The sequence below is a fragment of the Methylobacterium sp. R2-1 genome (assembly GCF_014191355.1).
Taxonomy (GTDB): domain Bacteria; phylum Pseudomonadota; class Alphaproteobacteria; order Rhizobiales; family Beijerinckiaceae; genus Methylobacterium.
Window position 1 is genome coordinate 95,555 of the sequence record NZ_JACHWM010000014.1, and the last position, 24,781, is coordinate 120,335.

At 68.8% G+C, this 24,781-nt stretch carries 23 protein-coding genes; 11 read left to right on the plus strand and 12 right to left on the minus strand.

Going from position 1 to position 24,781, the window contains the following annotated elements; genetic code table 11:
• Positions 1-13: 13 nt before the first annotated feature.
• Positions 14-679, plus strand: coding sequence for a hypothetical protein (locus tag FHU13_RS19510; protein WP_183437513.1), 666 nt, complete (start codon positions 14-16; stop codon positions 677-679).
• Between the two features lie 79 nt (positions 680-758).
• Here the strand turns inward: FHU13_RS19510 and FHU13_RS19515 are convergent, their stop codons facing one another.
• Positions 759-2,000, minus strand: coding sequence for an argininosuccinate synthase (locus FHU13_RS19515; protein ID WP_183437514.1), 1,242 nt, complete (start codon positions 1,998-2,000; stop codon positions 759-761).
• 174 nt (positions 2,001-2,174) lie between these two features.
• On the opposite strand from FHU13_RS19515, the gene FHU13_RS19520 reads away from it, so the two are divergent.
• The gene (locus FHU13_RS19520) at positions 2,175-2,801 is read left to right on the plus strand and encodes a 2-hydroxychromene-2-carboxylate isomerase (RefSeq protein ID WP_183437515.1); all 627 of its coding nucleotides are present in this window, start codon (positions 2,175-2,177) and stop codon (positions 2,799-2,801) included.
• A 40-nt stretch (positions 2,802-2,841) separates the two neighbouring features.
• Here the strand turns inward: FHU13_RS19520 and FHU13_RS19525 are convergent, their stop codons facing one another.
• Positions 2,842-4,794, minus strand: a complete 1,953-nt coding sequence (locus FHU13_RS19525; RefSeq protein ID WP_183437516.1) for a putative bifunctional diguanylate cyclase/phosphodiesterase — start codon at positions 4,792-4,794, stop codon at positions 2,842-2,844.
• Between the two features lie 319 nt (positions 4,795-5,113).
• A complete protein-coding gene (locus FHU13_RS19530; RefSeq protein WP_183437517.1) occupies positions 5,114-6,424 on the minus strand; it encodes an MFS transporter in 1,311 nt (436 codons plus the stop codon).
• Positions 6,425-6,664: 240 nt separating this feature from the next.
• Here FHU13_RS19530 and rlmH point away from each other — a divergent pair, with 240 nt between their 5' ends.
• From rlmH to FHU13_RS19570, 8 genes are all read left to right on the plus strand, one after another.
• Positions 6,665-7,162, plus strand: coding sequence for a 23S rRNA (pseudouridine(1915)-N(3))-methyltransferase RlmH (gene rlmH / locus FHU13_RS19535; RefSeq protein ID WP_183437518.1), 498 nt, complete (start codon positions 6,665-6,667; stop codon positions 7,160-7,162).
• The gene (locus FHU13_RS19540) at positions 7,159-8,562 is read left to right on the plus strand and encodes a murein hydrolase activator EnvC (RefSeq protein WP_183437519.1); all 1,404 of its coding nucleotides are present in this window, start codon (positions 7,159-7,161) and stop codon (positions 8,560-8,562) included. Before rlmH ends, FHU13_RS19540 begins: the two co-directional genes overlap by 4 nt.
• On the plus strand, positions 8,562-9,884 hold the full coding sequence (locus FHU13_RS19545) for a S41 family peptidase (protein ID WP_183437520.1): 1,323 nt from the start codon (positions 8,562-8,564) through the stop codon (positions 9,882-9,884). The genes FHU13_RS19540 and FHU13_RS19545 overlap by 1 nt, the downstream gene beginning before the upstream one ends.
• Positions 9,885-10,228: 344 nt before the next feature.
• On the plus strand, positions 10,229-11,434 hold the full coding sequence (locus FHU13_RS19550) for a divergent polysaccharide deacetylase family protein (protein WP_183437521.1): 1,206 nt from the start codon (positions 10,229-10,231) through the stop codon (positions 11,432-11,434).
• A 311-nt stretch (positions 11,435-11,745) separates the two neighbouring features.
• A complete protein-coding gene (locus FHU13_RS19555; protein WP_183437522.1) occupies positions 11,746-13,434 on the plus strand; it encodes a methyl-accepting chemotaxis protein in 1,689 nt (562 codons plus the stop codon).
• A 142-nt stretch (positions 13,435-13,576) separates the two neighbouring features.
• The gene (locus tag FHU13_RS19560) at positions 13,577-14,173 is read left to right on the plus strand and encodes an RNA pyrophosphohydrolase (protein WP_183437523.1); all 597 of its coding nucleotides are present in this window, start codon (positions 13,577-13,579) and stop codon (positions 14,171-14,173) included.
• 27 nt (positions 14,174-14,200) lie between these two features.
• Positions 14,201-14,857 (plus strand): DUF2939 domain-containing protein, encoded by a 657-nt coding sequence (locus tag FHU13_RS19565; RefSeq protein ID WP_183437524.1) that lies wholly within the window; start codon positions 14,201-14,203, stop codon positions 14,855-14,857.
• A 94-nt stretch (positions 14,858-14,951) separates the two neighbouring features.
• The gene (locus FHU13_RS19570) at positions 14,952-16,874 is read left to right on the plus strand and encodes a potassium transporter Kup (RefSeq protein ID WP_183437525.1); all 1,923 of its coding nucleotides are present in this window, start codon (positions 14,952-14,954) and stop codon (positions 16,872-16,874) included.
• A gap of 6 nt (positions 16,875-16,880) precedes the next feature.
• On the opposite strand, the gene FHU13_RS19575 is transcribed toward FHU13_RS19570, so the two are convergent.
• The gene (locus FHU13_RS19575) at positions 16,881-17,186 is read right to left on the minus strand and encodes a hypothetical protein (protein ID WP_183437526.1); all 306 of its coding nucleotides are present in this window, start codon (positions 17,184-17,186) and stop codon (positions 16,881-16,883) included.
• Positions 17,187-17,396: 210 nt separating this feature from the next.
• Complete coding sequence (locus FHU13_RS19580; RefSeq protein ID WP_183437527.1) at positions 17,397-18,188, minus strand: hypothetical protein; 792 nt, start codon at positions 18,186-18,188, stop codon at positions 17,397-17,399.
• A gap of 109 nt (positions 18,189-18,297) precedes the next feature.
• Here FHU13_RS19580 and FHU13_RS19585 point away from each other — a divergent pair, with 109 nt between their 5' ends.
• On the plus strand, positions 18,298-18,921 hold the full coding sequence (locus FHU13_RS19585) for a Pr6Pr family membrane protein (RefSeq protein ID WP_183437528.1): 624 nt from the start codon (positions 18,298-18,300) through the stop codon (positions 18,919-18,921).
• 4 nt (positions 18,922-18,925) lie between these two features.
• On the opposite strand, the gene FHU13_RS19590 is transcribed toward FHU13_RS19585, so the two are convergent.
• The 7 genes from FHU13_RS19590 to FHU13_RS19620 form a co-directional block, all read right to left on the minus strand.
• A complete protein-coding gene (locus FHU13_RS19590; protein WP_183437529.1) occupies positions 18,926-19,654 on the minus strand; it encodes a pseudouridine synthase in 729 nt (242 codons plus the stop codon).
• Between the two features lie 13 nt (positions 19,655-19,667).
• Positions 19,668-20,594, minus strand: coding sequence for a class I SAM-dependent methyltransferase (locus tag FHU13_RS19595; protein ID WP_183437530.1), 927 nt, complete (start codon positions 20,592-20,594; stop codon positions 19,668-19,670).
• Positions 20,595-20,787: 193 nt separating this feature from the next.
• Positions 20,788-21,732, minus strand: a complete 945-nt coding sequence (era, locus tag FHU13_RS19600; RefSeq protein WP_183437531.1) for a GTPase Era — start codon at positions 21,730-21,732, stop codon at positions 20,788-20,790.
• A 5-nt stretch (positions 21,733-21,737) separates the two neighbouring features.
• On the minus strand, positions 21,738-22,508 hold the full coding sequence (gene rnc, locus FHU13_RS19605; protein WP_183437532.1) for a ribonuclease III: 771 nt from the start codon (positions 22,506-22,508) through the stop codon (positions 21,738-21,740).
• Between the two features lie 59 nt (positions 22,509-22,567).
• A complete protein-coding gene (lepB, locus tag FHU13_RS19610) occupies positions 22,568-23,374 on the minus strand; it encodes a signal peptidase I (RefSeq protein ID WP_183437533.1) in 807 nt (268 codons plus the stop codon).
• Between the two features lie 141 nt (positions 23,375-23,515).
• Positions 23,516-23,926, minus strand: a complete 411-nt coding sequence (gene acpS / locus FHU13_RS19615) for a holo-ACP synthase (RefSeq protein WP_183437534.1) — start codon at positions 23,924-23,926, stop codon at positions 23,516-23,518.
• Positions 23,923-24,672, minus strand: coding sequence for a pyridoxine 5'-phosphate synthase (locus FHU13_RS19620; RefSeq protein WP_183437535.1), 750 nt, complete (start codon positions 24,670-24,672; stop codon positions 23,923-23,925). Before FHU13_RS19620 ends, acpS begins: the two co-directional genes overlap by 4 nt.
• Positions 24,673-24,781 lie beyond the last annotated feature (109 nt).

Below are 24,781 nucleotides of genomic sequence, written 5' to 3' on the forward strand. Positions count from 1 at the left end.
GCAGACCGGCGACATGAACGAGACGGATACCTTCGACCTGACGCTGGAGCGCATCGCGCTGATCCGGCGGATGGTCGTGGCCTGGAACGGAGCGGAGACCGGCGCGCCGATGATCCATCCGGACGCGCCCTACGGCAGCACCGACCGCGACGGCGACATCTTCAACGTCACCGGTGACGACGAGGGGGCGGACGAGGAGCACCGGGCGATGGGTGATGCGCTCGCCGTCTTCCTGCAAAACGCCACGCTGAAGCCCGGCCGCTACCAGTACCACAATCCGCTGGCCAAGCTGGCATCGAGCGCGGTCTTCGACGTGTTCCGCGACGAGGCCACCGGCGAGACGCCCGAGCACATCACCTTCGAGGTGACCGACGAGCACCTGCGGTTGCTGCGGACTCTGAGCCTCGAATGGGACGATGCGTACGACGTGCCGAGCATCGATCCGAAGCGGCCCTACGGCGACATGGCCTGGTACACGGTCGAGATGGCGGTCCGTCTCGGCGAGCCGCCGGAGACGGACGCCGAGGGCCGAGCCATCCTGACGGACGAACAGGAGAGCCGCCTGGAGCGCCTGCACCGCGAGATGCAGCCGGCGATGCAGATTTTTCTGCGCTACGGCGACCTCGGGCCGGGGCTGTTCCGGCGGCCCCAGGGCGCGATCGGCTGGGAGCCGGCCTGACCAGGTTCGATCGACCTGCTATTCGGGTCTTCGCATCCCCTCCCCCCGCATGGCGGGGAGAGGGGAAACCCGTGGCGTCTCACCCCTCGCGCCTCTTGCGCTGCGCCAGGGTACGCAGCCGCAGGGCGTTGAGCTTGATGAAGCCGGCCGCGTCGCGGTGGTCGTAGGCGACAGCGCCCTCCTCGAAGGTGACGAGGTCCTGATCGTAGAGCGAGTGCGGGCTCTCACGGCCGATGACGTGAACGCCGCCCTTGTAGAGCTTGAGCCGCACGGTGCCCGTCACCTTCTCCTGGCTCTTGTCGATCAGCGCCTGGAGCATCTCGCGCTCCGGAGAGAACCAGAAGCCGTTGTAGATCAGCTCCGCGTATTGCGGCATGAGCTGGTCCTTGAGGTGCGCCGCACCGCGATCCAGCGTGATCGACTCGATGGCGCGGTGAGCCGGCAGCAGGATGGTGCCGCCGGGCGTCTCGTACATGCCGCGGCTCTTCATGCCGACGAAGCGGTTCTCGACGAGGTCGAGCCGGCCGATGCCGTTGGCGCGGCCGAGCTCGTTCAGCTTCGCCAACAAGGTGGCGGGCGACAGACGCTCGCCGTCGATCGAGACGGCATCGCCCCGCTCGAAGCCGATGGTGATGACGGTCGGCTGGTCCGGCGCCTCCTCCGGCGAGAGGGTGCGGGAGTAGACGTAATCCGGCACTTCGACAGCGGGATCTTCCAGCACCTTGCCCTCGGACGAGGCGTGCAGGAGGTTGGCATCGACCGAGAACGGGCTCTCGCCGCGCTTGTCCTTGGCGATCGGGATCTGGTGCTGCTCGGCAAACGCGATGAGTTGCTCGCGCGAGCGCAGGTCCCACTCGCGCCAGGGCGCGATCACCGTCACGTCGGGCTTGAGCGCGTAGTAGCCGAGTTCGAACCGGACCTGGTCGTTGCCCTTGCCGGTGGCACCGTGGCAGACCGCGTCGGCGCCGACCCGTTCGGCGATCTCGATCTGCTTCTTGGCGATAAGCGGCCGCGCGATCGAGGTGCCCAGCAGATAGACGCCCTCGTAGACGGCGTTGGCCCGGAACATCGGGAAGACGTAGTCGCGGACGAATTCCTCACGCAGGTCTTCGATAAAGATGTTTTCCGGTTTGATGCCGAGAAGCTCCGCCTTGCGGCGCGCCGGCTCCAGTTCCTCGCCCTGGCCGAGATCGGCGGTGAAGGTCACGACCTCACAGCCGTAAGTGGTCTGAAGCCACTTCAGAATGATCGAGGTGTCGAGTCCGCCGGAATAGGCGAGAACGACCTTCTTGACGGATTTGTTCAGACGGGCGTCGGACATGGTGTCGGGCTCGGGCAACAGGGTGCAGGCGGATTAACAGCGGAGGTGCGCGGCGCGCAACCGGCAGGGCGGCATGCCCGTTGCCTCGTTTCCGATCCGGCCTACTTCGGATGCATCCCCGCGGACGCGGCGCAGCCACCGGCAGGACGGATGTGACGACCGGAGAACCGACGAATGGCGCGGCGCGCGACCCTGGAATTCTGGTACGAGTTCGCCTCATCCTATTCCTACCTCTCGGCCATGCGCATCGAGGCGCTGGCTGAGGCAGCCGATGTCGAACTGCGCTGGCGGCCGTTCCTGCTCGGGCCGATCTTCGCGACGCAGGGGTGGACCAACTCGCCGTTCAACCTCTACCCGGCAAAGGGCCGCAACATGTGGCGCGACCTCGACCGAGAGGCCGCACGGCTCGGGCTGCCGCCGATCACGCGGCCCAATCCCTTCCCGCAAAATTCCCTGAGCGCGGTGCGCGTGGCGACCTACGGCGCCGATCAGAACTGGCTGGTGCCGTTCACAAAGGCAGTGTTCGAGACGAGCTTTGCCAAGGGCGGCTCCATCGCCGAGCCGGCGGCGGTGGGGCGCGTCCTCGACTCGCTCGGGCTCGACGGCACCCAGATCCTCAAGGCGGCAGCCTCCGAGGCCAATAAGGGCCGCCTGAAGGTCGCGGGCGAGGAGGCGCGCTCCCGCGGCATCTACGGCGCACCGAGCTTCCTCACGGAGGACGGCGAGCTGTTCTGGGGCAACGACCGCCTGGAGCAGGCGCTCGCCTGGGCCGCCGGTGACCGGCCCGACGGCTTGCGGTGACGGGGCAGGGCCGAGGCGTCGCGCTCGATCCGGCAGGCCTTCAGACGGCAACCGGCTCCACCGGCAGCGTCCGTTTCCGGAAGCCCTCGAGCAATTCCGTCATCGGCTGCGGCATGCCGATGAGGTAGCCCTGCACGTAGCGACAGCCGTGACGGCGCACGGCCTTCAACTGCTCCGTGGTCTCGATCCCCTCGGCGATGCCGTCCAGCCCGAGGTTCTGACACAGGTCGAGGATGGTGCTCACGACACTGCGGCCGAGATCGGACTCGACATCGGCCATGAAGCCGCGGTCGATCTTGATCCCGTCCAGCGGCAGGCGGTGAAAGTAGTTGAGGCTCGAATAGCCGGTTCCGAAATCGTCCAGCGCGATCTTGATGCCCAGCGCACGCAGGAGCGTGATCGCCTGCTGCGCGCCCTCGAAGTCGCGCATCAGCGCCGTCTCCGTGAGTTCCAGCGTGATCCGCCGGGGATCGAGCCCACTCTGCCGCACGGCGGCAAGGACGGCGATGACGGTCTCGGATGAGGCGAGGTCGTGCGAGGAGAGATTGAACGACAGGCCGATCTCGGGCGGGAGCTGGGCCGCGTCGGCCAGCGCCTTGCGCAGGAGAAGGAGCGTCACCGAGTGGATCATGCCGCAACGCTCCGCCACGGCAATGAAGCGGTCTGGCGGTACGCGCCCGAGCTTCGGGTTGGTCCAGCGCGCCAGCGCCTCCACCGTCGTGATCCGGTCCGTCGCGGTGTCGAGGATCGGCTGGTAGTGCATCTCCATCTCGGCGGCGAGGTCGGCCCCCTGCAGCGCCGTCTCCACCGCGCGCTCGGCCCGGATCGCGTCCTCGTGCTCCTGCGAGAACAGCGTCGCGGAGCCCCGCTTCCGCTCCTTGGAATGGTAGAGCGCGTAGTCCGCCCGATCGAACAGCGCGTCCGCCGCGCGCCCTGCGTGAGGGTAGAGCGCGAGGCCGCCGGAGCATCCCGGCATGACCTGCGTCTCACCGAGCGAGATCGGTGCGTGCAGCGCCGAGCAGATCCGATTGCAGAGCTCCACCACCTCGTCGGGACCATCGACCGCATGGATCAGGACGCCGAATTCATCGCCGCCGAGGCGCGCGACCATCACGCCGCCCGTGGCGAAGGCCCCGAGACGTCGCCCCGTCTCCTCCAGCACCCGGTCTCCCGCGGTGTGGCCGAACGTGTCGTTGATCGGTTTGAAGCGGTCCAGGTCGAAGATCGCGAGGGCAAAGGCGGCGTCGCGGCCGGCCGATGCCGCGATCAACGCATCGAGGCGCTGGAAGAAGTAGCGCCGGTTGGGCAGTCCGGTCAGGCTGTCGGTATGCGCCAGCCGCTGATTCTCCTCACCGAGACGCTGCGCCTCGGCTTTGGACGCGACCAATTGCAGAAAGGCCAGGAAGTTGTTGGTGAGGATGCGCACCATCACCACCGTGACGAAGGCCGTGTTGAGCGCGATCGCGATGAAGACGCTGTTTCCGCTGGTGAAACAGTGGATGAGGAAGCAGCCGATGACGATGACGGTCACCAGGAGAGCCGCGACCGGGAGATGCGTCAGGCAAAAGATGCAGGCGACCACAGTGATCGCGACGAAGATCGCGACGTGACCCTGCTCGAACGGACCGCCATATGCATTGAGGCATAAGGCCCAGCCGACGAAGAGGGCCGAGAACAGCACGGTGAGGAGGCTCGTGGCGCGCAACCGGTTGAAGGCCTCCGCTCCGGAGATCTCCTGCGGCCGGAGGCGCCACCAGTGCATGGCGCGGACCACGCACAGGCCAATCATCCCGCTCGGCAACCCGACGGTCATCCAGGCCGGCGCGAGGGCGTGATGGGTGAAGGCGAGGGTGCAAGCGTTGACGGAGAGCAGCGCGTAGAGCGACGGAACTTGCTTCTGCAACTCTATCAGCTGCCGGAGGCAAGCCTCGGGATCGGTGTAACTCGGTATAATCCCGCTCAGAAGCTGTCGGCGGTCATGAAAGAGGGTCATTCTCGTCTTGCCGAACGCCATGACGCCAACACGTCTTGCGTGCGCTCCTTCCCCAGCGATGTAATAGGGATCATTTTTCCTAAGGATTCATTGCAGCGAATTCAGGTACTCCGAGAAGGCGGTGCGGCGGCCGACGAGTGGAAAGATCGCGAAGTCCAATCGCTTCCGCTCTACACGTGTGGAGGCGCCTTCCTTTACGATCATCGTCTTGAATGCTGGGTTCGAGAGGATACCCCACCGACCAAGGCTGCATCGTCACGGCACCAAGACTCCGCGGTCATCTTGCGGAACGACCTGTGACGGATCGGCTCCATGTCGCTCAACCGCGCGTCGCCGTGTCGACATGGATGTCGCGGCCCCGCGTCTCCGGCAGCAGCCCGGCGGCCACGGTGCCGACGAGGCTGAAGGCGGCGAGATAGTAGGCCGGCGCCATCCGGTCGCCGGTCGCGGCGATCAGCCAGTTCACGACGTAGTTGGTGCTGCCGCCGAAGATCGAGACCGAGAGGGCGTAGACGATGGACAGCCCGGCGCTGCGCACCGCCCGCGGTAGGGCCTCCGGGATGCCGACGATGATCGCCGCGGCGTTGATCGAGGACAGGGCCGACAGCAGGAAGGTGACGGCGTAGACGCTGAACGCGCTCGGGCTGCCCAACATCCACAGGAACACCGGCACGGCGAGCACGAGAATCAGCGCGCGCGGCCAGATCATCACCGGCTTGCGCCCAAACCGATCGGCGAGCCAGCCCCCGAGGAGCGGGAAGACCACCGAGGCCAACCCCAGCGCGATCGGCACGGCGTTGGCCGCCATCTCCGAGAGGCCGAGCGTCGCCCCGGCATAGACCGGCATGTTGGTGCCGACGGCGTTCGAGACGGTCGAGGCGGCGATGACGAGGAAGGCCAGGCCGAGCATCCGCCCGTGCTGGCGCAGGAGGCGGCCGAGGACCACAGCGGTCGAGGGTGCGGCGGCGGGATCGTGCCCCTCGCCCGCCGTCTCCGGCAGGTGGCTGCGGATGACGAGGCCGACGGGCACGACGAGCAGGCCGAGGCCGAACATCAGGCGCCAGCCCCAGTCGGCCATGGCCGCATCGCCGAGCACGAGGGTCAGCACGGTGGCAAAGAGGCCGGCGAACAGGGCCGCGCAGCCCTGGCTCGCAATCTGCCAGCTCGCGACGAAGCCGCGGTGGCGCGCCGGGGCCGCCTCGATCAGGTAGGCGGTGGAGGGGCCAACCTCGCCACCGAGTGCCAGCCCCTGGATCAGCCGCCCGGCGATGACGATCACCTGCGCCCAGCCGCCGATGACCGCCGTTCCGGGGCAGCCCGCCAGCATCAGCATCCCGACCGCCATCAGCGCGATGGTGATCAGCATGGCGGGCTTGCGACCGGCCCGGTCGGCGAAGGCGCCGATCAGCACGCCGCCCACCGGGCGCATCACGTAGCCGATCCCGAACAGGGCGAGCGAGGCGAGCAGGCTGTCGGTCGGGCTGGCCGAGGGGAAGAAGGTCGCGCCGATCGATTTGGCGAAGAAGGCGTAGATCGTGAAGTCGTAGAATTCGAGGGCGTTGCCGAGCACGACGGCTCCCACGGCCTTGCGGTCGAGGCGCGGCGGCGCGGCGCTTGCGGGCGAGTGCATCAGCATCCCTGTCGTGAAGTCCCGGACGGGTGAGGCAGAGGAGGCTGGGTCCGGGCAAAGGTCGTCGGTTGCGGGCGGCAGTTAGGTCGTCGCCGACACACCGCCACCCCGGCCGGTTCACCTATCCGGCGGGCCGCCTCGTGTTGCCGGCCACGTTTTCCTGAGCCGGCCGGCTCCCTGTGCCCGGCCCGATCGTGCTATCGCGCCGCTGCACCTCGTCTTTCGGAACTGTCCCCCCCCTTGCGCCTGCTCGTCGTCGCCATCGGACGCCTGAAGAACGGGCCGGAGCGGGATCTCGCCGCCCGCTACCGCGAGCGCGCGGTTGCGCTCGGCAAGGGCCTCGGCGTCACGTCCTGCGATCTCACCGAGATCCCCGAGTCCCGCGCGCGCCGGGCTTCCGATCGCGTCGCCGAGGAGGCGGCCGCGATCCTGGCCCTCGTGCCGGCGGATGCAGCGGTGATCGCCTGCGACGAGCGCGGCCGCTCGGACTGGCCGAGCGAGCGCATCGCGGACAAGATCGGGGCGTGGCGCGACGCGGGGCGCGGCAGCCTCGTCATCGTCATCGGCGGAGCGGACGGACTTCACGAGAACGTGCGCGGGCGCGCCGACCATATTCTCGCCTTCGGAGCGGCGACACTGCCGCACGGCCTGGTACGCGTGCTCGCCCTCGAGCAAGTCTACCGGGCACTGACCATCCTGGCCGGGCACCCCTATCACCGGGGCGATCCCGAGGCATGAGACCACCGGTGACCACCGATCCGAGGCTCGCGACGAACCAGGCGGCCATCAGGTCCGCTGCCGTGCTGATGGCGCTCGCCTGCCTCGCGGGCGGCCTCGCTCTGCCCGTGCTGGCACAGACGCCGCCCGATCCGGAGGCGATGCGGCGCACGCAGGAGGAGCGGGACCGGCGCGCCCAGAACCTCAAGCAGATCCAGGACGCACTGGCGGCCAGTAGCGGCAGCCGGGCGGCGCTCGAAGCCGAGATCGCCGCGATCGGCTCCGACCGGACCAAGCTCAGCGCCGCCCTGCTCGATGCCGGGCGCCAGGCCCAGGCGACCGAGGATCGGATGAACCGGCTGGAGGAGCGCCTGCGCGCGCTCACCAACAGCGACGCGGCGATCCGCAAGTCGCTGGAGGCGCGCCGCGCGGTCATCGCCGAGATCCTCGCTGCCCTCCAAAGGATGGGCCGGCGCCCACCGCCGGCCGTGCTGGTGCGCCCCGAGGATGTGCTCGCGGCGATCCGCACCTCGATGATGCTCGGCGCCGTGGTGCCGGAGCTGCGCGGCGAGGCCGATACCCTGGCCGGCGACCTGACCGAGTTGGTGCGCGTGCGCGGCCTCATCGCCGCCGACCGCGAAGCGCTCAAAAAAGATCTCGCGGGCTGGGCCGCCGAGCGCCAGCGCCTCGACGCGCTGATCGCCGCCCGCCGCAGCCGACAGGCGGAAGTCGAAACCAGCCTCACCGCGGAGCGCCAGAAAAGCGCCGAACTCGGTGCCCAGGCGAAATCCCTCAAGGATCTGGTGGACCGGATGGAGGGCGAGCTGTCGAGCGCCCGCCGGGCCGCCGATGAGGTCCGCGCCGCCGCGGAGCGGGAGCAGCGGGCAATCCAGGAGAAGTTTGCGGCCGCCGGTGCGCGCGATCCGGCACGGCTCACGCCGAAGGTGAAATTCTCCGAGGCCCGCGGCGATCTGCCCAGGCCGGTGAGCGGCATCCTGCTGCGCGGCTTCAACCAACCCGACGGCCAGGGCGGCACCACCCGCGGCATCTCGCTGCGGACGCGGCCGAAGGCGGTGGTCTCCTCGCCCGCGGAGGGCTGGGTCTCCTTCGCCGGACCGTTCCGCTCCTACGGCCGTCTCTTGATCATCAATGCGGGCGACGGCTACTATCTGTTGCTCGCGGGGATGGATCAGATCAACGTCGAGGTCGGCCAGTTCGTACTGGCGGGCGAACCGGTGGCCGTGATGGGCGAGGGCAGCGGCACCCCGGCAAGCACGCCGTCGAACGTGACGCAGGCTGCGTCACAGAAGGACGATGATCGGATTGATCCCGTCCTGTACGTCGAGTTCAGGAAAGACGGCGGCTCTATCGATCCGGAGCCGTGGTGGGCGAGAAGTTCCAGCGAGAAGGTTCGCGGATAATGCGCAAAGTGTCCCTCGTGTTGCTCGGCGCGGCCCTCGGCATCGGCGCCTCGGCCTTGTCGACCCAGACCCAGCTCCTGTCCGGCACGAGCGCCATCGCGGCCTCGGCGGAGACCTACCGGCAGCTGAGCCTGTTCGGCGACGTGTTCGAGAAGGTTCGCACCGACTACGTCGAGAAGCCCGAGGAGTCGAAGCTGATCGAGTCGGCCGTCAACGGCATGCTGACCTCGCTCGATCCGCATTCGAGCTACATGGACGCGAAAGCCTTCCGCGACATGCAGACGACGACGAAGGGCGAGTTCGGCGGTCTCGGCATCGAGGTCACCATGGAGGACGGCCTGATCAAGGTGGTCTCGCCGATCGACGACACGCCCGCCTCCAAGGCCGGCCTGCTCGCCAACGACATCATCACCCAGATCGACGAGGATCAGGTCCAGGGCCTCACCCTGAACCAGGCGGTCGATAAGATGCGTGGCCCCGTGAACTCCACGGTGAAGCTCAAGATCTCCCGCAAGGAAGCCAAGGATCCGATCGACGTCTCGCTGACGCGCGACATCATCAAGATCCGCCCCGTCCGGTCGAAGGTCGAGAGCGGCGATGTCGGCTACGTGCGCCTGACCCAATTCAACGAGCAGACCTACGACGGCCTCAAGACGGCGATCGACAAGCTCCAGAGCGAGATCGGCGGCGACAAGCTCAAGGGCTACGTGATCGACCTGCGCAACAACCCCGGAGGCCTGCTTGATCAGGCGGTGATGGTCTCCGACGCCTTCCTCGATCGCGGCGAGATCGTCTCGACCCGCGGCCGTAACCCGGACGAGACGCAGCGCTTCTCCGCCAAGGCCGGCGACCTCGCCAAGGGCAAGCCGATCGTCGTGCTGGTGAACGGCGGCGCGGCTTCCGCCTCCGAGATCGTGGCCGGCGCCCTGCAGGATCACAAGCGCGCGACGATCATGGGCACGCGCTCCTTCGGCAAGGGTTCGGTGCAGTCGATCATCCCGCTCGGTGGCCAGGGCGCGCTGCGTCTCACCACCGCGCGCTACTACACGCCGTCCGGCCGCTCGATCCAAGCCAAGGGTATCGAGCCGGATCAGGAGGTGCTGCAGGAGGTGCCCGACGATCTGAAGGGCAAGGACGAGACCAAGGGCGAGGCCGGCCTGAAGGGTCACCTGAAGCAGAAGGATACCGAGGAGCGCGGCGGTTCCTCGGCCTACATCCCGCCGGACCCGGCCAAGGACAAGCAGCTCATCGCCGCGGTCGATTTCCTACACGGCATCCAGAAGGGCGCCGCCAACGTCACGAAGCCGGCCACGCAAAACTGATTGCGAGGCCTGCGGCGGGCCTCCGCGGCGGGATCTACAAACCGGGCCTTGCTCGAAGCCGCGTGGACGGCTTCGCGGCACGAAGAGCGCCGCGCGGAGCGGGCTTTTCGGGGCGTAAGCCCTGGAAAGCATCGAGCGGAGCGAAAGCCTGAGCCCGCGGAGGCGGACGCCGGCGACTGACGCCATCGTAAAACCCAAGGTGACCGCTGGAAGCGATCACCTTGGATTAGCAAAAGATTAACCATGACGGCCCGCAATACCGGTTCAGACCGAGGTTGCGGGCCGTTTCTCGTTGAAGGCCGGGCCCGGTCGTCCGAACATGCGCCAACAGGGCGGGACGGCGGGTGAGCGACGCAGCCGACGACATCCTGACGAAACCCCTCGGGGTCGCGGACAAGGCGGCCCGGCCGCGCTTCGCCCTGCGCTCGTCCGCGGGCGCGATCACCGGCGCCGGGGTGCTGGCGCTCGTCCTTCTGGCCGGGGGCGTCGCCCTCACCGGTGATCCCCGTGGCGGCGAACCTCGGGCGCAGGCGGTCATCGAAATCCGTGAGGCCCCCGCCTCCTCCCCCCCCCGTGTTGCCGACGCCGCACCGCCCGTCCCGAAGGGCCCGGCCCAATCCGCGAGCGAGATCGAGCAGGCCTCCGGCGTCAGCGTGTTTCGCCCCGACGGCTCGACGGCGCCCGACGCGCCGGTGATCATCCGCGTCCCGAACGCCACCCAGGTGAAGCTCACGCCCGCGCCCGATCCGCGCCTGACCGAGCGCGGGCGTCACGGTCCGCTGCCCCGCATCGGCGAGGGCCGGCTGCGGCCTCTCGACGTCTATGCCCGTCCGGAAGAACCCGGCAACGGGCCGCGCATCGCCGTGCTCGTTTCCGGCCTCGGCATCGGCGAGAACGCCACCCTCGGCGCCATCGCCCGGCTTCCCGCGGCGGTGAGCCTCGCGCTCTCCCCCTATGGCGGCGATCTGGAGAAGACCGCCACCCGCGCACGCGAGGCCGGCCACGAGATCCTTCTGCAACTGCCGATGGAGCCGTTCGACTATCCCGACAGCGATCCCGGGCCGCAGACGCTTCTGGCCTCGGCCCGCCCCGGCGAGAACCTCGACCGGGCGGCCTGGGCGATGAGCCGGTTTCCCGGCTTCATCGGCGCCGTGAATTTCATGGGCGCGAAGCTGATGAACGAGCCCGCTGCCCTGGAGCCGGTGCTGAAGGATCTCTCCGCCCGCGGTCTCGGCTTCGTCGACGACGGCTCAGCCTCCGGCTCGCAGATTGCAGGGGTCGCGGCCAAGACCAAGCTGCCGACTGCGCGCGCCGAGATCGTGATCGATGCCATTGCCCGGCCCGACGCGATCGACGCGGAACTCGCCCGCCTGGAGACCATCGCCCGGCAGAAAGGTTCCGTCCTCGCCTCCGCCAGCGCCTCGCCGCTGACGATCGACCGCCTGTCTCGCTGGTCGCGCGATCTTGAGGCACGGGGCGTCCGGCTCGTGCCGGTCAGCGTGCTGCTGCGCCGTGCCGGCGTCGCCAAGCTGACGAGCGCCGCGCCTTAGCATTTTGGCTGAAGAGCATCGGTGCCGTACTGTCCCGCAGAGACTCTCTGCATGACCACTTTCAGATAACGGTGCGCACAATCCCCAAACAGCACATGCCTGAGATGTCCTCTTCGGAGTTAGCATAAGCCGAGACAAAGAAGAGAAGCATTCCTTTGATTGTTTCTGCCCAGTTCGAGGCGTAGTTCGATTTTAATCCATCCCACCGAATCGATTTCGATGAACGGTTCGTGATCCGGTAAGTGTTTTCCGGCAAGGTCGTGCCGCTCGGCCGACAGATCCGGGCCAAGCCGTCCTGTCGGAGTTCATCCGTGTCGCTCCAAACGCTTCCCATCCGCAGCAAGCTCATCGCCTCGTTTGCGCTGCTGACGGTCCTTCTCGTCGGCCTCGGCATTCTCGGTGTCGTCGGAACGCAGACGATGCGCGATCAGGCGCTCGACGTCGAGCGCAACTGGCTCCCAAGCGTGCGTCTGCTCGGCGAACTCGACACCGCGACAGCGCGAATGAATGGCGTGATGCTGCGGCACACGCAGGCGGTTGATCCGCAGATGATCCCGCCGATGGACAAGGATCTCGAGCGTTTCGGCAAGCTCATCACCGACAAGCGCCTGGCCTACGAGGCTCTGATCACCAATGCCGAGGAGCGGGCGCTCTACGAGACCTATTCACGGGAAGCCGCCGCCTTCGAGAGCGAGCGTCGGATCGTGATGGATCTCTCACGCCAGGGCCGGAAGGCGGACGCCTTCACCCATTACGAAGCGAAGGGCATCGCGCCGCGTCGGGCAATGTCGAATGCCCTGGAGAAGCTGATCGTCTTCAACAACGAGGGCGCCGCCCGTGCGATGGAGAAGGGTCAGGTCATGTTCCAGTGGGTGCGGACGATCGGCTTGGCCGTCCTCGCTCTCGGCCTCGGCCTCGCGGTCCTGCTCGCGGTCCTGATCACCCGCGGCGTGACGCGCGGCATCGCCTCCGTGGTCCAGCCGATGCAGGCGCTGGCTGCGGGCGACCTCTCGGTCACGATCCCGCACCAGGGTCAGCGGACCGAGATCGGGACGATCGCCGACGCGGTGCAGATCTTCAAGGACGGCCTGATCCGCATGCGCAGCCTCGAAGAGGAAAGCGCCGCCGCCCGCGCCGGCGCGGAGGCGCAGCGCAAGGCGGCGATGCGCGAGATGGCCGAGCGGTTCGAGGGTGCGGTCGGCAGCGTCGTCAGCCTCGTCTCCTCCGCCGCTTCCCAGTTGCAGGCCTCGGCCCACGGCATGACCGGTGCCGCGACCCGCACCGCCAACCAGTCGATCAGCGTGGCGGCCGCGGCCGAGGAGGCGGCCACCAACGTCAACACGGTGGCGGCGGCCGCCGAGGAACTCGGTGCGTCGGTGCAGGAAATCGGCCGGCAGGTGAGCGGCTCGTCGAGCCTCGCCCAGGCTGCAGTCGGAGAGGCGGCGCAGACGGCGGCCCATGTCCGGGCGCTGAGCGCGGCCGTCTCCAAGATCGGCGACGTCGTCACCATGATCACCACGATCGCCGGGCAGACCAATCTGCTCGCGCTCAACGCCACCATCGAGGCGGCCCGCGCGGGTGAAGCCGGCCGCGGCTTCGCGGTGGTCGCCGCCGAGGTCAAGGAACTCGCCAACCAGACCGCCCGGGCAACCGAAGAGATCTCCGGTCAGATCGGCCGGATCCAAGAGACCACGGGCCACGCGGTCTCGGCCATCGGCAGCATCACGGGACGCATCGAGGAGATCAGCTCCGTGGCGGCCTCGATCGCCGCGGCGGTGGAGCAGCAGGGGGCGGCGACGCAGGAGATCGTGCGCAACGTCGCCCAGGCCGCGATGGGCGCGGGCGAGGTGACGAGCAACATCTCGGGCGTGGCGCAGGCCGCCGAGGAGGCAGGGGCCACCGCCGCCCAGGTCCTCGCCGCCTCCTCCGAACTGTCGCGCCAGTCCGAGCATCTCAGCAGCGAGGTCGGCCGCTTCCTGGCGAACGTGCGCGCCGCCTGACCGAAAGCGGGAACGGCCGAGAAGAACGCGGGCGCGGCCAAGGCTGCGCCCGCCTTCGTTTTACGGCCTCAGATGGGTGGTAGGTCGGCGTTGCCCGCACCGGTTCGGCCTCCTATGGTCGCGCCGCCAGCACGAGCCCGCCATGACCCGCCCCGACGATGATCTTCTACGCCTGCCCGAGGGCAGTGCGCTGCCTTACCGCCCCTGCGTGGGCGTGGCCCTTTTCAACCGCGACGGCCGCGTCTTCATCGGGCGGCGCAAGCGCGAGGCCGGCCCCGAGCATGTCGATGGCGATCGCGCGTGGCAGATGCCGCAGGGCGGGATCGACGAGGGGGAAGCGCCCCTCGACGCGGCCCTGCGCGAGCTCCACGAGGAGACCAACGTACCGGCCGAGGCCGTCACGCTGCTCGGCGAGACGCGCGACTGGCTCGCCTACGACCTGCCGCCGGCGATCATGAAACAGGCCTGGAAGGGCCGCTATCGCGGCCAGCGCCAGAAATGGTTCGCCTTCGGCCTGACCGGCAGCGACTCGGTGATCGACGTGGAGTCACCCGGCGACGGTCGGCACAAGCCCGAATTCGACGCGTGGCGCTGGGAGCGGCTGGAGGCTCTGCCGGACCTCATCATCACCTTCAAGCGCCCGGTCTACGAGGGTGTCGTCGCCGCCTTCTCCGGGCTGACGGGCTGGCAAGCGGCAGGGCGAGGCGCCGAGCAAGGCGTCGAGGGCGATCCGGCATGATGCACCCGCGCATCCGCGGCTGATCCGATGCGGTGGTGGCTCATTCCCCTTCTCGCGGTGGCGGCTTGGTTCGCCTACACGCTGACGCCGTTCTGGTCGCTCTACGGCTTCGCCGCGGCAGTTCAGGCGGGCGACGCCGCTTCGGTCGAACAGCGGGTCAACTTCCGCACGCTGCGCCTGTCGCTCGCCCGGCAGATCAGCGCCGCTGTGAAGGCCGACAGCAACGCCCTCGATCCGCGCGAGCGGCAGCGCATCGCCGACGCGGCGGCGGCGGTGGCGCTCCCGGTGATGGAATCGGCCCTGACCCCCAAAGCCGTGATCGATCTGCTCGACGACGGCTGGCCGCAAGGTGCCGATCTCGCCGCGCCGACCGGCCGGCACGAGCGGCGTGACGGCCTGCGCATCCCCGATGTCGGGCGACTCCTGCGCTACTATCTTGCCTCCGACATGCGCGGCTTCCGCTCCGTGTTGATCGCCGTGCCGCCGGACCGTCCCCGCCAAGAGCAGTTCCGCATCCGCCTGCGCCTGCGCGACTGGAGCTGGCGCCTCGTCGATATCGAACTGTCCGACGACCTGCGCCGCCGCATCGCCGAGAAGGCTGCCGCCGCAGCCGCCCGTCTGCGCGACGGGCGCCCGGCCTTGGACAAAGCGCCCTCTGAGGCGCCCGCCCCTCGCGATCCCTGACATCACCACACGATTCTCGAACCTGCGCTATGGACGTCGGCCACGCCGTCCATAGCTGAGCCGCCACGATCGGCCCCGCCTCCGGAGCGTTGCCTTGGACCAGGACGCTGCACACACTTCGGGAGCCGATGTTTCGGGCCCCGGCCGCCGCCTCGGCGCGGGGCTTCTCATCGCGACCCTCGGCGTCGTCTACGGTGATATCGGCACGAGCCCGCTCTACGCCCTCAAGGAAGCGGTGCGCGCCGCGAGCCCTGGAGGCGATCCGAGCCCCGTCGCGGTGACCGGCGCCGTCTCGCTGATCCTGTGGGCGCTGATCCTCGTCGTCGCGCTGAAATACGCGGTGCTGATCCTGCGCGCCGACAACCGCGGCGAGGGCGGAATCGTGGCAATGCTGGCGCTGCTCGGCACCCGCCATGCGCAGCCGGGCTCGCGGCAGGCGCTGCTGCTCGTGGTCGGTCTCATCGGCGCCGCCCTGCTCTACGGCGACGGGGCGATCACGCCGGCGATCTCGGTCCTCTCGGCAGTCGAGGGCCTGCGGGTCGACGCCCCCGCCCTGGATCGCTTCATCGTGCCGATTGCGCTCGTGATCCTCGTGGCGCTCTTCCTCGTACAGCGCCGGGGCGCCGCCTTCATCGGAAAAATCTTCGGGCCGGTGATGCTGGTCTGGTTCCTGGTTCTGGCGGCGCTCGGCATGGGCGGTATCGTGCAGGCGCCGCAGATTTTAACGGCGATCAATCCGCTGCGCGCGGTCGAGTTCACGTCTCATGCCGGCCTTCATGTCGGCTTCGCGATGCTCGGCGCGGCCTTCCTCGCGGTTACGGGCGGCGAGGCGATGTACGCCGATCTCGGCCATTTCGGCGCGCGGGCGATTCGCGTCGCGTGGTTCGTCCTCGTGCTCCCGGCGCTGGTCATCCACTATTTCGGACAGGGCGCGATCCTGCTGGTCGACCCTTCCGCCGCCGAGAACCCGTTCTACCGTCTCGCGCCGAGCGTCCTGCATTACCCGCTGATCGGGCTGGCGACGCTCGCCGCCGTCATCGCCTCGCAGGCGGTGATCTCGGGCGTGTTCTCGCTGACCCGGCAGTCGATCCAGCTCGGCTTCCTGCCGCCGCTGCACATCGTCCACACCGCCCCCGACGAGAGCGGCCAGATCTATGTGCCGCTCGTGAACTGGGTGCTCGCCGCCGCGACGATCTCGGCAGTGCTCATCTTCCGCTCCTCCGACGCGCTGGCCGGTGCCTACGGAATCGCGGTGTCGCTGCTGATGGCGATCACGACCCTGCTCGCCGGTCTCATCGCCCGCAAATGGGGCTTCGGCCTGCCCGTGGTGCTCGCGGTCAACGGCTTCTTCCTCGTCATCGACCTGATCTTCCTCTCCGCCAACAGCGTGAAGCTGTTCGAGGGCGGCTGGTTTCCGCTGCTGCTGGCGGGCGTGATCGCCTTCCTGATGCTGACATGGCGCAAGGGCAATCTCTGCCTGGAAGAGGCCCGCACGGGCCTGCGCCAGCCGGAGGCGCAGTTCCTCGAAGGCCTGCGCCAGGATGCGCCGATGACCCTGCCGGGCTCAGCCGCCTTCCTGTCCTCGGCGACCGAGGGCATCCCGCTGCCGATGATGCGCTTCGTCGAGCGCCTGCGCGCGCTGCACGCCCGCGTGCTGATCGTGACCGCCCTGTTCGAGGAAACCCCGACGGTGCCGCGGGAGGAGCGCGCCCGCGTCATCGAGATCACCCCCGACATCCGCCGCGTGGTGCTGCGTTACGGCTTCATGCAGTCGGCCTCGATTCCCGAGGGTCTGGACTGCGCCGTCGGTGCCGGTCTCCTGCCGGGGGAATTCACGGCGGATCTCACCGTCTTCGTCGGCCACGAGACGATCATTCCCGTCTCCAACCAGCGCGGCATGTCGGACTGGCGTGAGACGGTCTTCGCGGTGATGCAGAACAACGCCGAGCGCACCGGCGCGCATTTCTGCGTGCCGGCCCGACAGGTGATCGAGATCGGCACCGAGATCGAGATTTGAGGACGCCTACTCGTCCGCCTGCCCCTTGCCGGTCATCCGGAGTTGCGAGGCGACGCATTCGCGCACGGCGTCCTCGATCTTCGCCTTCTGCGCGTTGGCGTAGCCGGCCACCTCGTCGATGCATTTGACGAAGTAGCCCGCGGTGAAGCTCTCGTTGACCGACACGAACGACTTGCCGAAGCGGGTCGCGAGCTGGAGGCGATCCTTGGCCGAGCTTTGCCGCCACGCCTCCAGCGTGTCCGTCATCGACAGGGCGCTGGCGGCACCGGGCATAAGCGCTGCGGCCAAAAACAGGGCGGAGAAGCGGCGCATCGTGCAAAAACCTCCCGAATGCTTTTCTGGTTTTCCCGCATCCATCTTCCAAACACTCCCTCTCGATCCCAATAGTCGAGATGGCCATTTCGGACGATTTTGCCAGATAAACCCTTCCGCACCGCTGGGCAGCCGAAGTTATGCTTCCGACTTCTTATTTTGCTCTAAGGCTCATGCGGCTCCCCGTTACGTCGGAACCGGCCACTTCCATCACGGCCGCCAATCCGAGAAGCCCACGACGCGGTGGATCAGGCGCCGATTGCGGGCGGTCTCGCCGAAGGGCGCGAGTTCCCAGGTCCAGGCCCGCTCAGGGGTTTCGAGCCGCACGCCGTAGAGAAGGTCGTGCCGCGCCCGGACCTGCCCCTGCCGATCCTCTCCGACCTCGTCGATGTCGGTGACGAGGCAGACCCGCGCCTTCAGGCCCGCCAGGGCCTTGAGATGGCCCTCGACGATCCGCCGGCCGAAGGCGTCGCCGGCCGAAGGCTCCCAGGCTCCGAGGGGATGACGCGAAGCCTCCAGTCGCTCGACCGGGCGGATCGGCAGCTGCGAGAGGAGGTTGGCCGAGATGACGAGACCGGTGGCCGGCTCGGCGCAGACCGGCGGCAGGCGCGGCGCGAGATCGTGCGCGGCGCCGGTCATCAGCGCCATCGCGCCGCTGAGATCCGCCGTCAGCGCCTCGACATTGGGAAAAGCGCGGATCGCCCGCCGGGCGGACCGGAGATGCACGGCATCGACCAGCACGACACGCCGGAAGCTCGCGGCGAGATCCTCCAGCGGCACATCGAGCAGGAGGCCGGAGCCCAGCACCACGGCGGTGTCGCGCCGCTCGCAGGCGGCGATGGCCGCGCGCATCACGGCCCGGCTCGCCTCGAGATGCGGCGCCCAGGCCCGGCGGCAGCGGCGGGCGCGCGACATCAGCCAGATGCTGTCGCGCAGGTAGCCGAGCCGGCGCTGGGCCTGCGGCGCGGGCGTGGTCAGAAGATGCAGGAGGTCGAGCAGCACGGTGGCGTGGCGTCCGGCACCGGGCCTGACCTGTCAAGCCGTCCGCGTCATGTCATGGTCACGATGGGCGGCCAGAACGCTCCCCTCCCCGGCTCCAACTCGACCGACCATGAATTCGCGAAGCGCTCGCCTTGCCGCGGCCCTGATCGCGCTCTGTGCTGCCATCGGCGTCGGGTTCGGCTTCTCCGCCGTGTTCGGCCGAACCGGCTCGGTGCCGCTCACGGCCTGGATCATGGCCGCCTACTTCACGAACCTGACCGGGTTCCTCGTCCTCTCGGTGTTCGGCGGGATCGCCCTGCGGGTGCCGACCCTGGCTCAGCCCCGGCTCGTCGCCACGACCCTGCTCGCGACCCTGCTCGTCGGACTCGTGCAGCGGCTGCTGCTCTACGGGGTCAAGACCCTGAGGGGTGGGGACCTCGTCGGCGACGTCCTGCTCCACCAAGTGCTGCCGGTCCTGGTGCCGCTGTTCTGGCTCGTCTTCGTGCCGAAGGGGCGCCTCGCGCTCCGCGACCTCGCGCTGTTCGCGAGCTATCCGCTGATCTATCTCGGCTACACGCTCGTGCGCGGCGCCTACGACGCCCGCTATCCCTATCCGTTCCTCGATGTGGGGAAGATCGGCTGGGGGCCGGTCGCGGCCTATTCCGGGGTGATCGCGGCGGCCTTCCTCGGCGTCGGATGGGCGCTGGTGCTCCTCGACCGGCGCCTCGCCCGGCGCAGGGCCGTCGCCGGATAGACCGCTACCCCTCGAACACGGTGGCGATCTCGCCCGGCCCCAGGATCCGGAACTCCCCTGCCGGCAAATCGGCGGGGAGCGCCAGGCCGCCGACGCGGTCGCGGTGAAGCGCGTCGACATGGTTGCCGAGCGCGGCGAACATGCGCCGAACCTGATGGTAGCGGCCCTCGTGCAGGGTGACCGTGCAGTGGGTCGGGTCGTCCGCCTCCATCTCCACCGGCAGGAGCGGCTTGTCCTCGCCGTCCAGCATCAGTTCGCCGGAGGCGAGGATCGCGGTCTCGTCGCCCTGGAGCGGGCGGGCCAACGTTACCCGGTAGCGCTTGGAGACCTTGGCCTTCGGCGAGATGATCCGGTGCAGGAGTGCGCCGTCGTCGGTCATCAGCAGGAGGCCCGAGGTCTCCTTGTCGAGGCGCCCGACCGTGGAGAGCGCCGGATCGCGCCGCCGCCAGCGCTCGGGCAGCAGGCTGTAGACCAGCGGCCCAGCCTCCTTGTGCGAGCATGTGACGCCGAGCGGCTTGTGCAGCAACAGGCAGACGCCGGGCAGTGGATCGAGCCCCCTCCCCTCCACCGTCATACGGGCGGAGAGGTCGGGCTCGAGCGCGATGCGCTGCGAGGCATCCCTCAGGGCCTGCCCGTCGAGCCGGACGAGGCCGGCCCGGGCCAGCCCCTCGACCTCCCGGCGCGAACCGTAGCCGAGATTGGCCAACAGCCGGTCGAGGCGGACGGCCTTCACTTGCTGGTCTCGATCACTTGCGCGCCTCGAACAGCTTGTAGCCTCCTTCCGTCACTACCGGCGTGACGGTGCGGAAGGCGGCCCGCAGGGGCGCCTCGTAAGGCAGATGGGCGTTGGCGACGAGATGCAGCGTGCCGCCCGGCCGCAGGGCGGCGGCCGCGCGGGCGATGAAGGCTTGGCCGAGCGCCTGATCCTCGGCGCCGCCATCGTGGAAGGGTGGGTTCGAGACGACGAAGTCGAGGCCCGACAGGGCCGGCTCCGGCCCTCGCAGATCGGCCCAGTGCAGGCTGACGCGCGGGTCACCGACATTGCGCCGGGCCATCTCGACCGCGCGGCGGTCGAGATCGATCAGCGCGAGCGACGCGACTTTCTCGGACTTCAGAACCTCGCGGGCCAGGATACCGAGACCGCAGCCGAAATCGGCGCCCCGCCCCGACAGCGGCGGCAGGTGGCGCAGCAGCAGGGCGCTGCCGGGATCGAGCCGGTCCCACGAAAAGATGCCGGGCTGCGTGCAGAGCGCGAGATTGTCGATGTGGCGCGGAGCCCCGCCCGCCACCGCCGTCTCGATGCCGACGGGCGTCTCAGGCCGCGTCGCGGTGCAGATGCGGTGGTGGCGGCGCGGCTCGTCGGTGACGGCGCAGCCGAAGCCGCGCAGTTCCTTGGCGAGCCGCGTGCCGCCCTTGTCCTTGGGCGCCAGCGCCACCAATCGCCCACCGGGCCGCACGGCGCGGATCGCCAGCGCCAGGGCGTAGCGCCGCTCGACCGTGCCGGGCGGTGCCAGCAGAAGGGCGGCCTCAAGGCTTGCCTCGGCGACATCCTCCAGCCGCGCTGAGCCGGGGATCAGCGGCGAGACTTGGGCGGCGCGTTCCGGCACGGCCGCGAGTTCGGCGGGCGGGAGGCCATAGAGGATGGCCCGGATGTCGGGATCAGGATGAGGCATGGGGTTTGGTGTTCGAGCCGCAGCGATCGGCACAGAAGGGTTCACCCAATCTGTCCCTCATCCTGAGGTGCCCGCGCCAGCGGGCCTCGAAGGGTATTCCAGTAATCGCGCGTCTTCTGGAAGATCCTTCGAGGCCGCCGCTTCGCGCCGGCACCTCAGGATGGGGCGGAGATCGGACGGAGAGAGATAAAGGTCAGCCGGTCGGGAATTCGAGACCCATCTCGCGATAGCGCGCGGGATCGTCGGCCCAGTTCTCGCGGACCTTCACGTGCAGGAACAGGTGCACCTTGGCCTCGGCCACTTCGGTAATCTCCAGGCGTGCCGCCTGCCCGATCGCCTTGATGGTCTGACCATTCTTGCCCAGCACGATCGAGCGCTGACTCTCGCGCTCGACGAAGATCGTCTGCTCGATGCGCACCGAGCCATCGGGCCGCACCTGCCACTGGTCGGTCTCGACGGTGGAGCGGTAGGGCAGCTCCTCATGCAGCCGGTCGTAGATCTTTTCCCGTGTGATCTCGGCGGCGAGCATCCGCAGCGGCGCATCCGAGATCTGGTCTTCCGGGTAGAGCCAGGGGCCGGGCGGCATCCGGGCGGCCAGCGCCTTGCGCAGGTCGGCGACACCGTCGCCTTTGAGCGCAGAGATCAGGAAGGTGTCCTCGAACGGCACCATCGCGTTGAGCTTGGCTACCAGTTCGAGCAGGCGTTCGCGGGCGATGAGGTCGATCTTGTTGAGGATCAGGATCTTGGGGCGCTTCACCTCGGGCAGGCGGCGCAGGATGGTCTCAACCTCGTCGTCCGCCCCTTTCCGGGCATCGATCAGCAGGCAGATCGCGTCGGCGTCGGCCGCACCGCTCCAGGCGGAGTGCACCATCGCCCGGTCGAGGCGGCGCTTCGGCGCGAAAATGCCGGGGGTGTCCACGAGCACGATCTGCGCCTCGCCCTCCATGACGATGCCGCGTACCAGCGCCCGCGTCGTCTGGACTTTTCGGGACACGATCGAGACCTTGGCGCCGACCAGTGCGTTCAGCAGGGTCGACTTGCCGGCATTCGGCACGCCGATCAGCGCGACGAAGCCCGCTCGCGTTGCCTGAGGCGGTGCGCCTTCGTCAGCCTCGTGTTCCGGCTCGTGCTCAGACATCCGACCTAACCACCTGATCCATCCTGTCCCTGCGTCCCGCCGATGTTTTCGCGCGCGAGCACGGTCCGGGCCGCCTCCTGCTCCGCCACGCGCTTCGAGGCGCCCTCACCGTATCCCGGTTCAATGCCGTCGACCCGCACCGCGATCCGGAAGACCGGGGCGTGGTCGGGGCCGGAGCGCTCCACCACCTCGTAGACCGGGATCGCGAGGCTGCGCGCCATCGCCCATTCCTGCAAGGCCGATTTTGCGTCGCGCCCGCGCGGCGCCGCGGTTTCCTCACCGGGGCGGAAGGCGCGCTGCACGATGGCCCGCGTCGCCTCGTAGCCGGCATCGAGGAACACCGCGCCGAGAATCGCCTCGCAGACATCGGCCAGAATGGTCTGGTTGCGCCGCCCGCCGGTCTGGATCTCGCCGGGGCCGAGATTGAGATGCGGCCCGACCTCCCAGGCCTCGGCCACCGCGGCGCAGGTCTCGCGCCGGACGAGGCCGGCGAGACGACGCGACAGCTCGCCCTCCTCCGCCTCCGGCAGCGCCTTGTAGAGCGTCTCGGCCACCGCGAGACCCAGCACTCGGTCACCGAGGAATTCGAGGCGCTGGTAGCTGCCGACCCGGCCCGACGGGCCGGCCTTGCTTACATGAGTGAGCGCCAGGGGGAGCAGGGTGCGGTCAGCGAAAACATGACCGATGCGCGCCTCCAGCACCTCGAGGCTCGGCCGCGGACGGTGCGCGCGCCGGGCGCGACTGGAGTGAGCGGCGCCTTCGCCGTCCTCACTCATCGCCATCCGTCCCGAGGGAGAACGGCGGATCGTCCCGTCGCTGTCACGTTCGTGAGGAATCAGTGGATCGTCGAGAAAATGCGGCCCCAGCGCACGTCCGACGGCCAACGCCAGATCTGCCAAGCGGGGGTGCGCTCGTCGATGGAGAAGAAGATCATCTCCGCCCGGCCGACGAAGTTCTCGAAGGGCACGTAGCCGACGCTGGCGAGGTCGCGCGAATCGGTCGAGTTGTCGCGGTTGTCGCCCATCATGAAGAAGTGGCCGGCCGGCACCGTGTAGACCTCGGTGTTGTCCCAGAATCCACGGTCGCCATCGCGCTCGATCACCCGGTGCGTCACGCCACCGGGGAGTGTCTCGTTGTACTGCGCGACCTTCACCGTCTGGTCGAAGGCGTCCAGGGTCTCGTAGTCGGCGATGCGCTCGCGCTTCACCGGCTTGCCGTTGATGTTGAGCACGCCTTCGATCACCTGGATCTTGTCGCCGGGCAGGCCGATCACGCGCTTGATGTAGTCGGTCGCGTTGTCCTTCGGCAGCTTGAACACGGCGATGTCGCCGCGCTTCGGCTCGGCGGCCCAGACCCGGCCATGTGCCTGGAACGGCAGGTACTCGGACAGCGGCAGCGAGTATTTCGAGTAGCCGTAGGTGTATTTCGAGACGAACAGGTAATCGCCGATCAGCAGGGTCGGAATCAGCGAACCCGACGGGATGTTGAACGGCTGGAACAGCAGCGTGCGCACCACCAGTGCGATCAGCAGCGCCTGCACGCCGACCTTCACGGTTTCCCGGATGCTGGCCCAGGTTCCGGGCTCGGCCGTCCGGATCTCCGTCTTGCCCTCGCGATCCACGCGCGCCTGTCCTGTATCCATGAGTGGTGTGCCTCCGGCGCCGCCGTGTCATCGGCAGCCGCTACCCTGTGGCCGGTGGGCTGTCGTGCTGGGCGGCGGGTCTAGACTAAGCCGCGCCGCCCCGCAACGCGAAGGATGAGCCGGTACAAACCTATGATGGACCTAGGATCGGGTCGAGAGCGGCACTGCCTCAATGATCACGAAGGCTTGCGCCAGCGGCGGCTCGTCGGTCAGCGTCAGGTGGAGCCGCGCCTCGTGACCCGCCGGCACCATGCGTGCGAGGTGTTCCCGCGCACCTCCGGTCAGGTTCAGGGTCGGCTGGCCGCTGGGCAGGTTGACCACCTCCATGTCGCGCCAGAACACGCCCTGGCTCATGCCGGTGCCGAGCGCCTTGGCGCAGGCCTCCTTGGCGGCGAAGCGCCGAGCGTAGGAGGGTGCGCGGGCGGCGCGCCGGTCGCATTTCGCCCGCTCGCCATCGGTGAAGACGCGGTGCGTGAAGCGCTCGCCGAAGCGTTCAAGCGACGACTCGATCCGGCGGATGTCGCAGAGGTCGGTCCCGATGCCGAGGATCACGGCTCGGCCTGCCGCCGTGCCCGATCCATCGCCGCACGCATGTCGTGAACCGCCTGCCGCAGGCCGACGAAGATCGCCTCGGCGATCAGCGCGTGGCCGATGTTCAGTTCGCGGATCTGCGGAAGCGCCGCCACGGGGCCGACGCTCTCGACGGTGAGGCCGTGGCCGGCATGAATCTCGAGGCCGAGCGCAGCGCCATGGGCGCTGGCGCGCACGATGCGGTCGAGTTCGTGCGCGGTTCTCAGCTCGTCACCCGCGATCACTGCCTCGCAATAGGAGCCGGTATGCAGTTCGACCACGGGCGCGTGGAGAGCGTGGGCGGCGTCCATCACCGCCTCGTCGGGTTCGACGAACAGGGAGACGCGGATGCCTGCCTCCGACAGGGTCGCGATGCGGGGAGCCAGATGCGCGCGGCCGGCAACGATGTCGAGGCCGCCCTCGGTGGTGCGCTCCTCGCGCTTTTCCGGCACGAGGCAGGCGGCGTGCGGCCGCGTGGCGAGCGCGATGCCGACCATCTCGTCGGTCGCCGCCATCTCGAGGTTGAGCGGCACCGGCAGCTTCCTCAGTGCCGCGATGTCGGCGTCGCGGATATGGCGGCGGTCCTCGCGCAGATGCGCGGTGATCCCGTCGGCGCCCGCCGCCACGGCCTCGTGGGCGGCGCGCACCGGATCGGGCGCGAACCCGCCGCGGGCGTTGCGGACGGTGGCGACGTGATCGATGTTCACGCCCAGGCGCAGGGACGACACGGCTGGCTTCCGATGCTCCGCGGATTGCAGGGCTGACGGTGTAGCGGCTACCGCCGGAGCTTGGAAGGGTGCGGGGGTGGCCGCCGGCACGGGTCGAAGGATTGGGGAT

What these genes read in the sequence shown, in the direction of transcription:
- lepB (WP_183437533.1), bottom strand. Translation starts at nt 23,374, where the DNA reads ATGGATACAGGACAGGCGCGCGTGGATCGCGAGGGCAAGACGGAGATC.
- FHU13_RS19595 (WP_183437530.1), bottom strand. Translation starts at nt 20,594, where the DNA reads ATGCCTCATCCTGATCCCGACATCCGGGCCATCCTCTATGGCCTCCCG.
- FHU13_RS19510 (WP_183437513.1), top strand. Translation starts at nt 14, where the DNA reads ATGAACGAGACGGATACCTTCGACCTGACGCTGGAGCGCATCGCGCTG.
- FHU13_RS19540 (WP_183437519.1), top strand. Translation starts at nt 7,159, where the DNA reads ATGAGACCACCGGTGACCACCGATCCGAGGCTCGCGACGAACCAGGCG.
- FHU13_RS19560 (WP_183437523.1), top strand. Translation starts at nt 13,577, where the DNA reads ATGACCCGCCCCGACGATGATCTTCTACGCCTGCCCGAGGGCAGTGCG.
- FHU13_RS19575 (WP_183437526.1), bottom strand. Translation starts at nt 17,186, where the DNA reads ATGCGCCGCTTCTCCGCCCTGTTTTTGGCCGCAGCGCTTATGCCCGGT.
- FHU13_RS19530 (WP_183437517.1), bottom strand. Translation starts at nt 6,424, where the DNA reads ATGCACTCGCCCGCAAGCGCCGCGCCGCCGCGCCTCGACCGCAAGGCC.
- era (WP_183437531.1), bottom strand. Translation starts at nt 21,732, where the DNA reads ATGTCTGAGCACGAGCCGGAACACGAGGCTGACGAAGGCGCACCGCCT.
- FHU13_RS19545 (WP_183437520.1), top strand. Translation starts at nt 8,562, where the DNA reads ATGCGCAAAGTGTCCCTCGTGTTGCTCGGCGCGGCCCTCGGCATCGGC.
- FHU13_RS19515 (WP_183437514.1), bottom strand. Translation starts at nt 2,000, where the DNA reads ATGTCCGACGCCCGTCTGAACAAATCCGTCAAGAAGGTCGTTCTCGCC.
- FHU13_RS19585 (WP_183437528.1), top strand. Translation starts at nt 18,298, where the DNA reads ATGAATTCGCGAAGCGCTCGCCTTGCCGCGGCCCTGATCGCGCTCTGT.
- rnc (WP_183437532.1), bottom strand. Translation starts at nt 22,508, where the DNA reads ATGAGTGAGGACGGCGAAGGCGCCGCTCACTCCAGTCGCGCCCGGCGC.
- FHU13_RS19525 (WP_183437516.1), bottom strand. Translation starts at nt 4,794, where the DNA reads ATGACCCTCTTTCATGACCGCCGACAGCTTCTGAGCGGGATTATACCG.
- FHU13_RS19565 (WP_183437524.1), top strand. Translation starts at nt 14,201, where the DNA reads ATGCGGTGGTGGCTCATTCCCCTTCTCGCGGTGGCGGCTTGGTTCGCC.
- FHU13_RS19520 (WP_183437515.1), top strand. Translation starts at nt 2,175, where the DNA reads ATGGCGCGGCGCGCGACCCTGGAATTCTGGTACGAGTTCGCCTCATCC.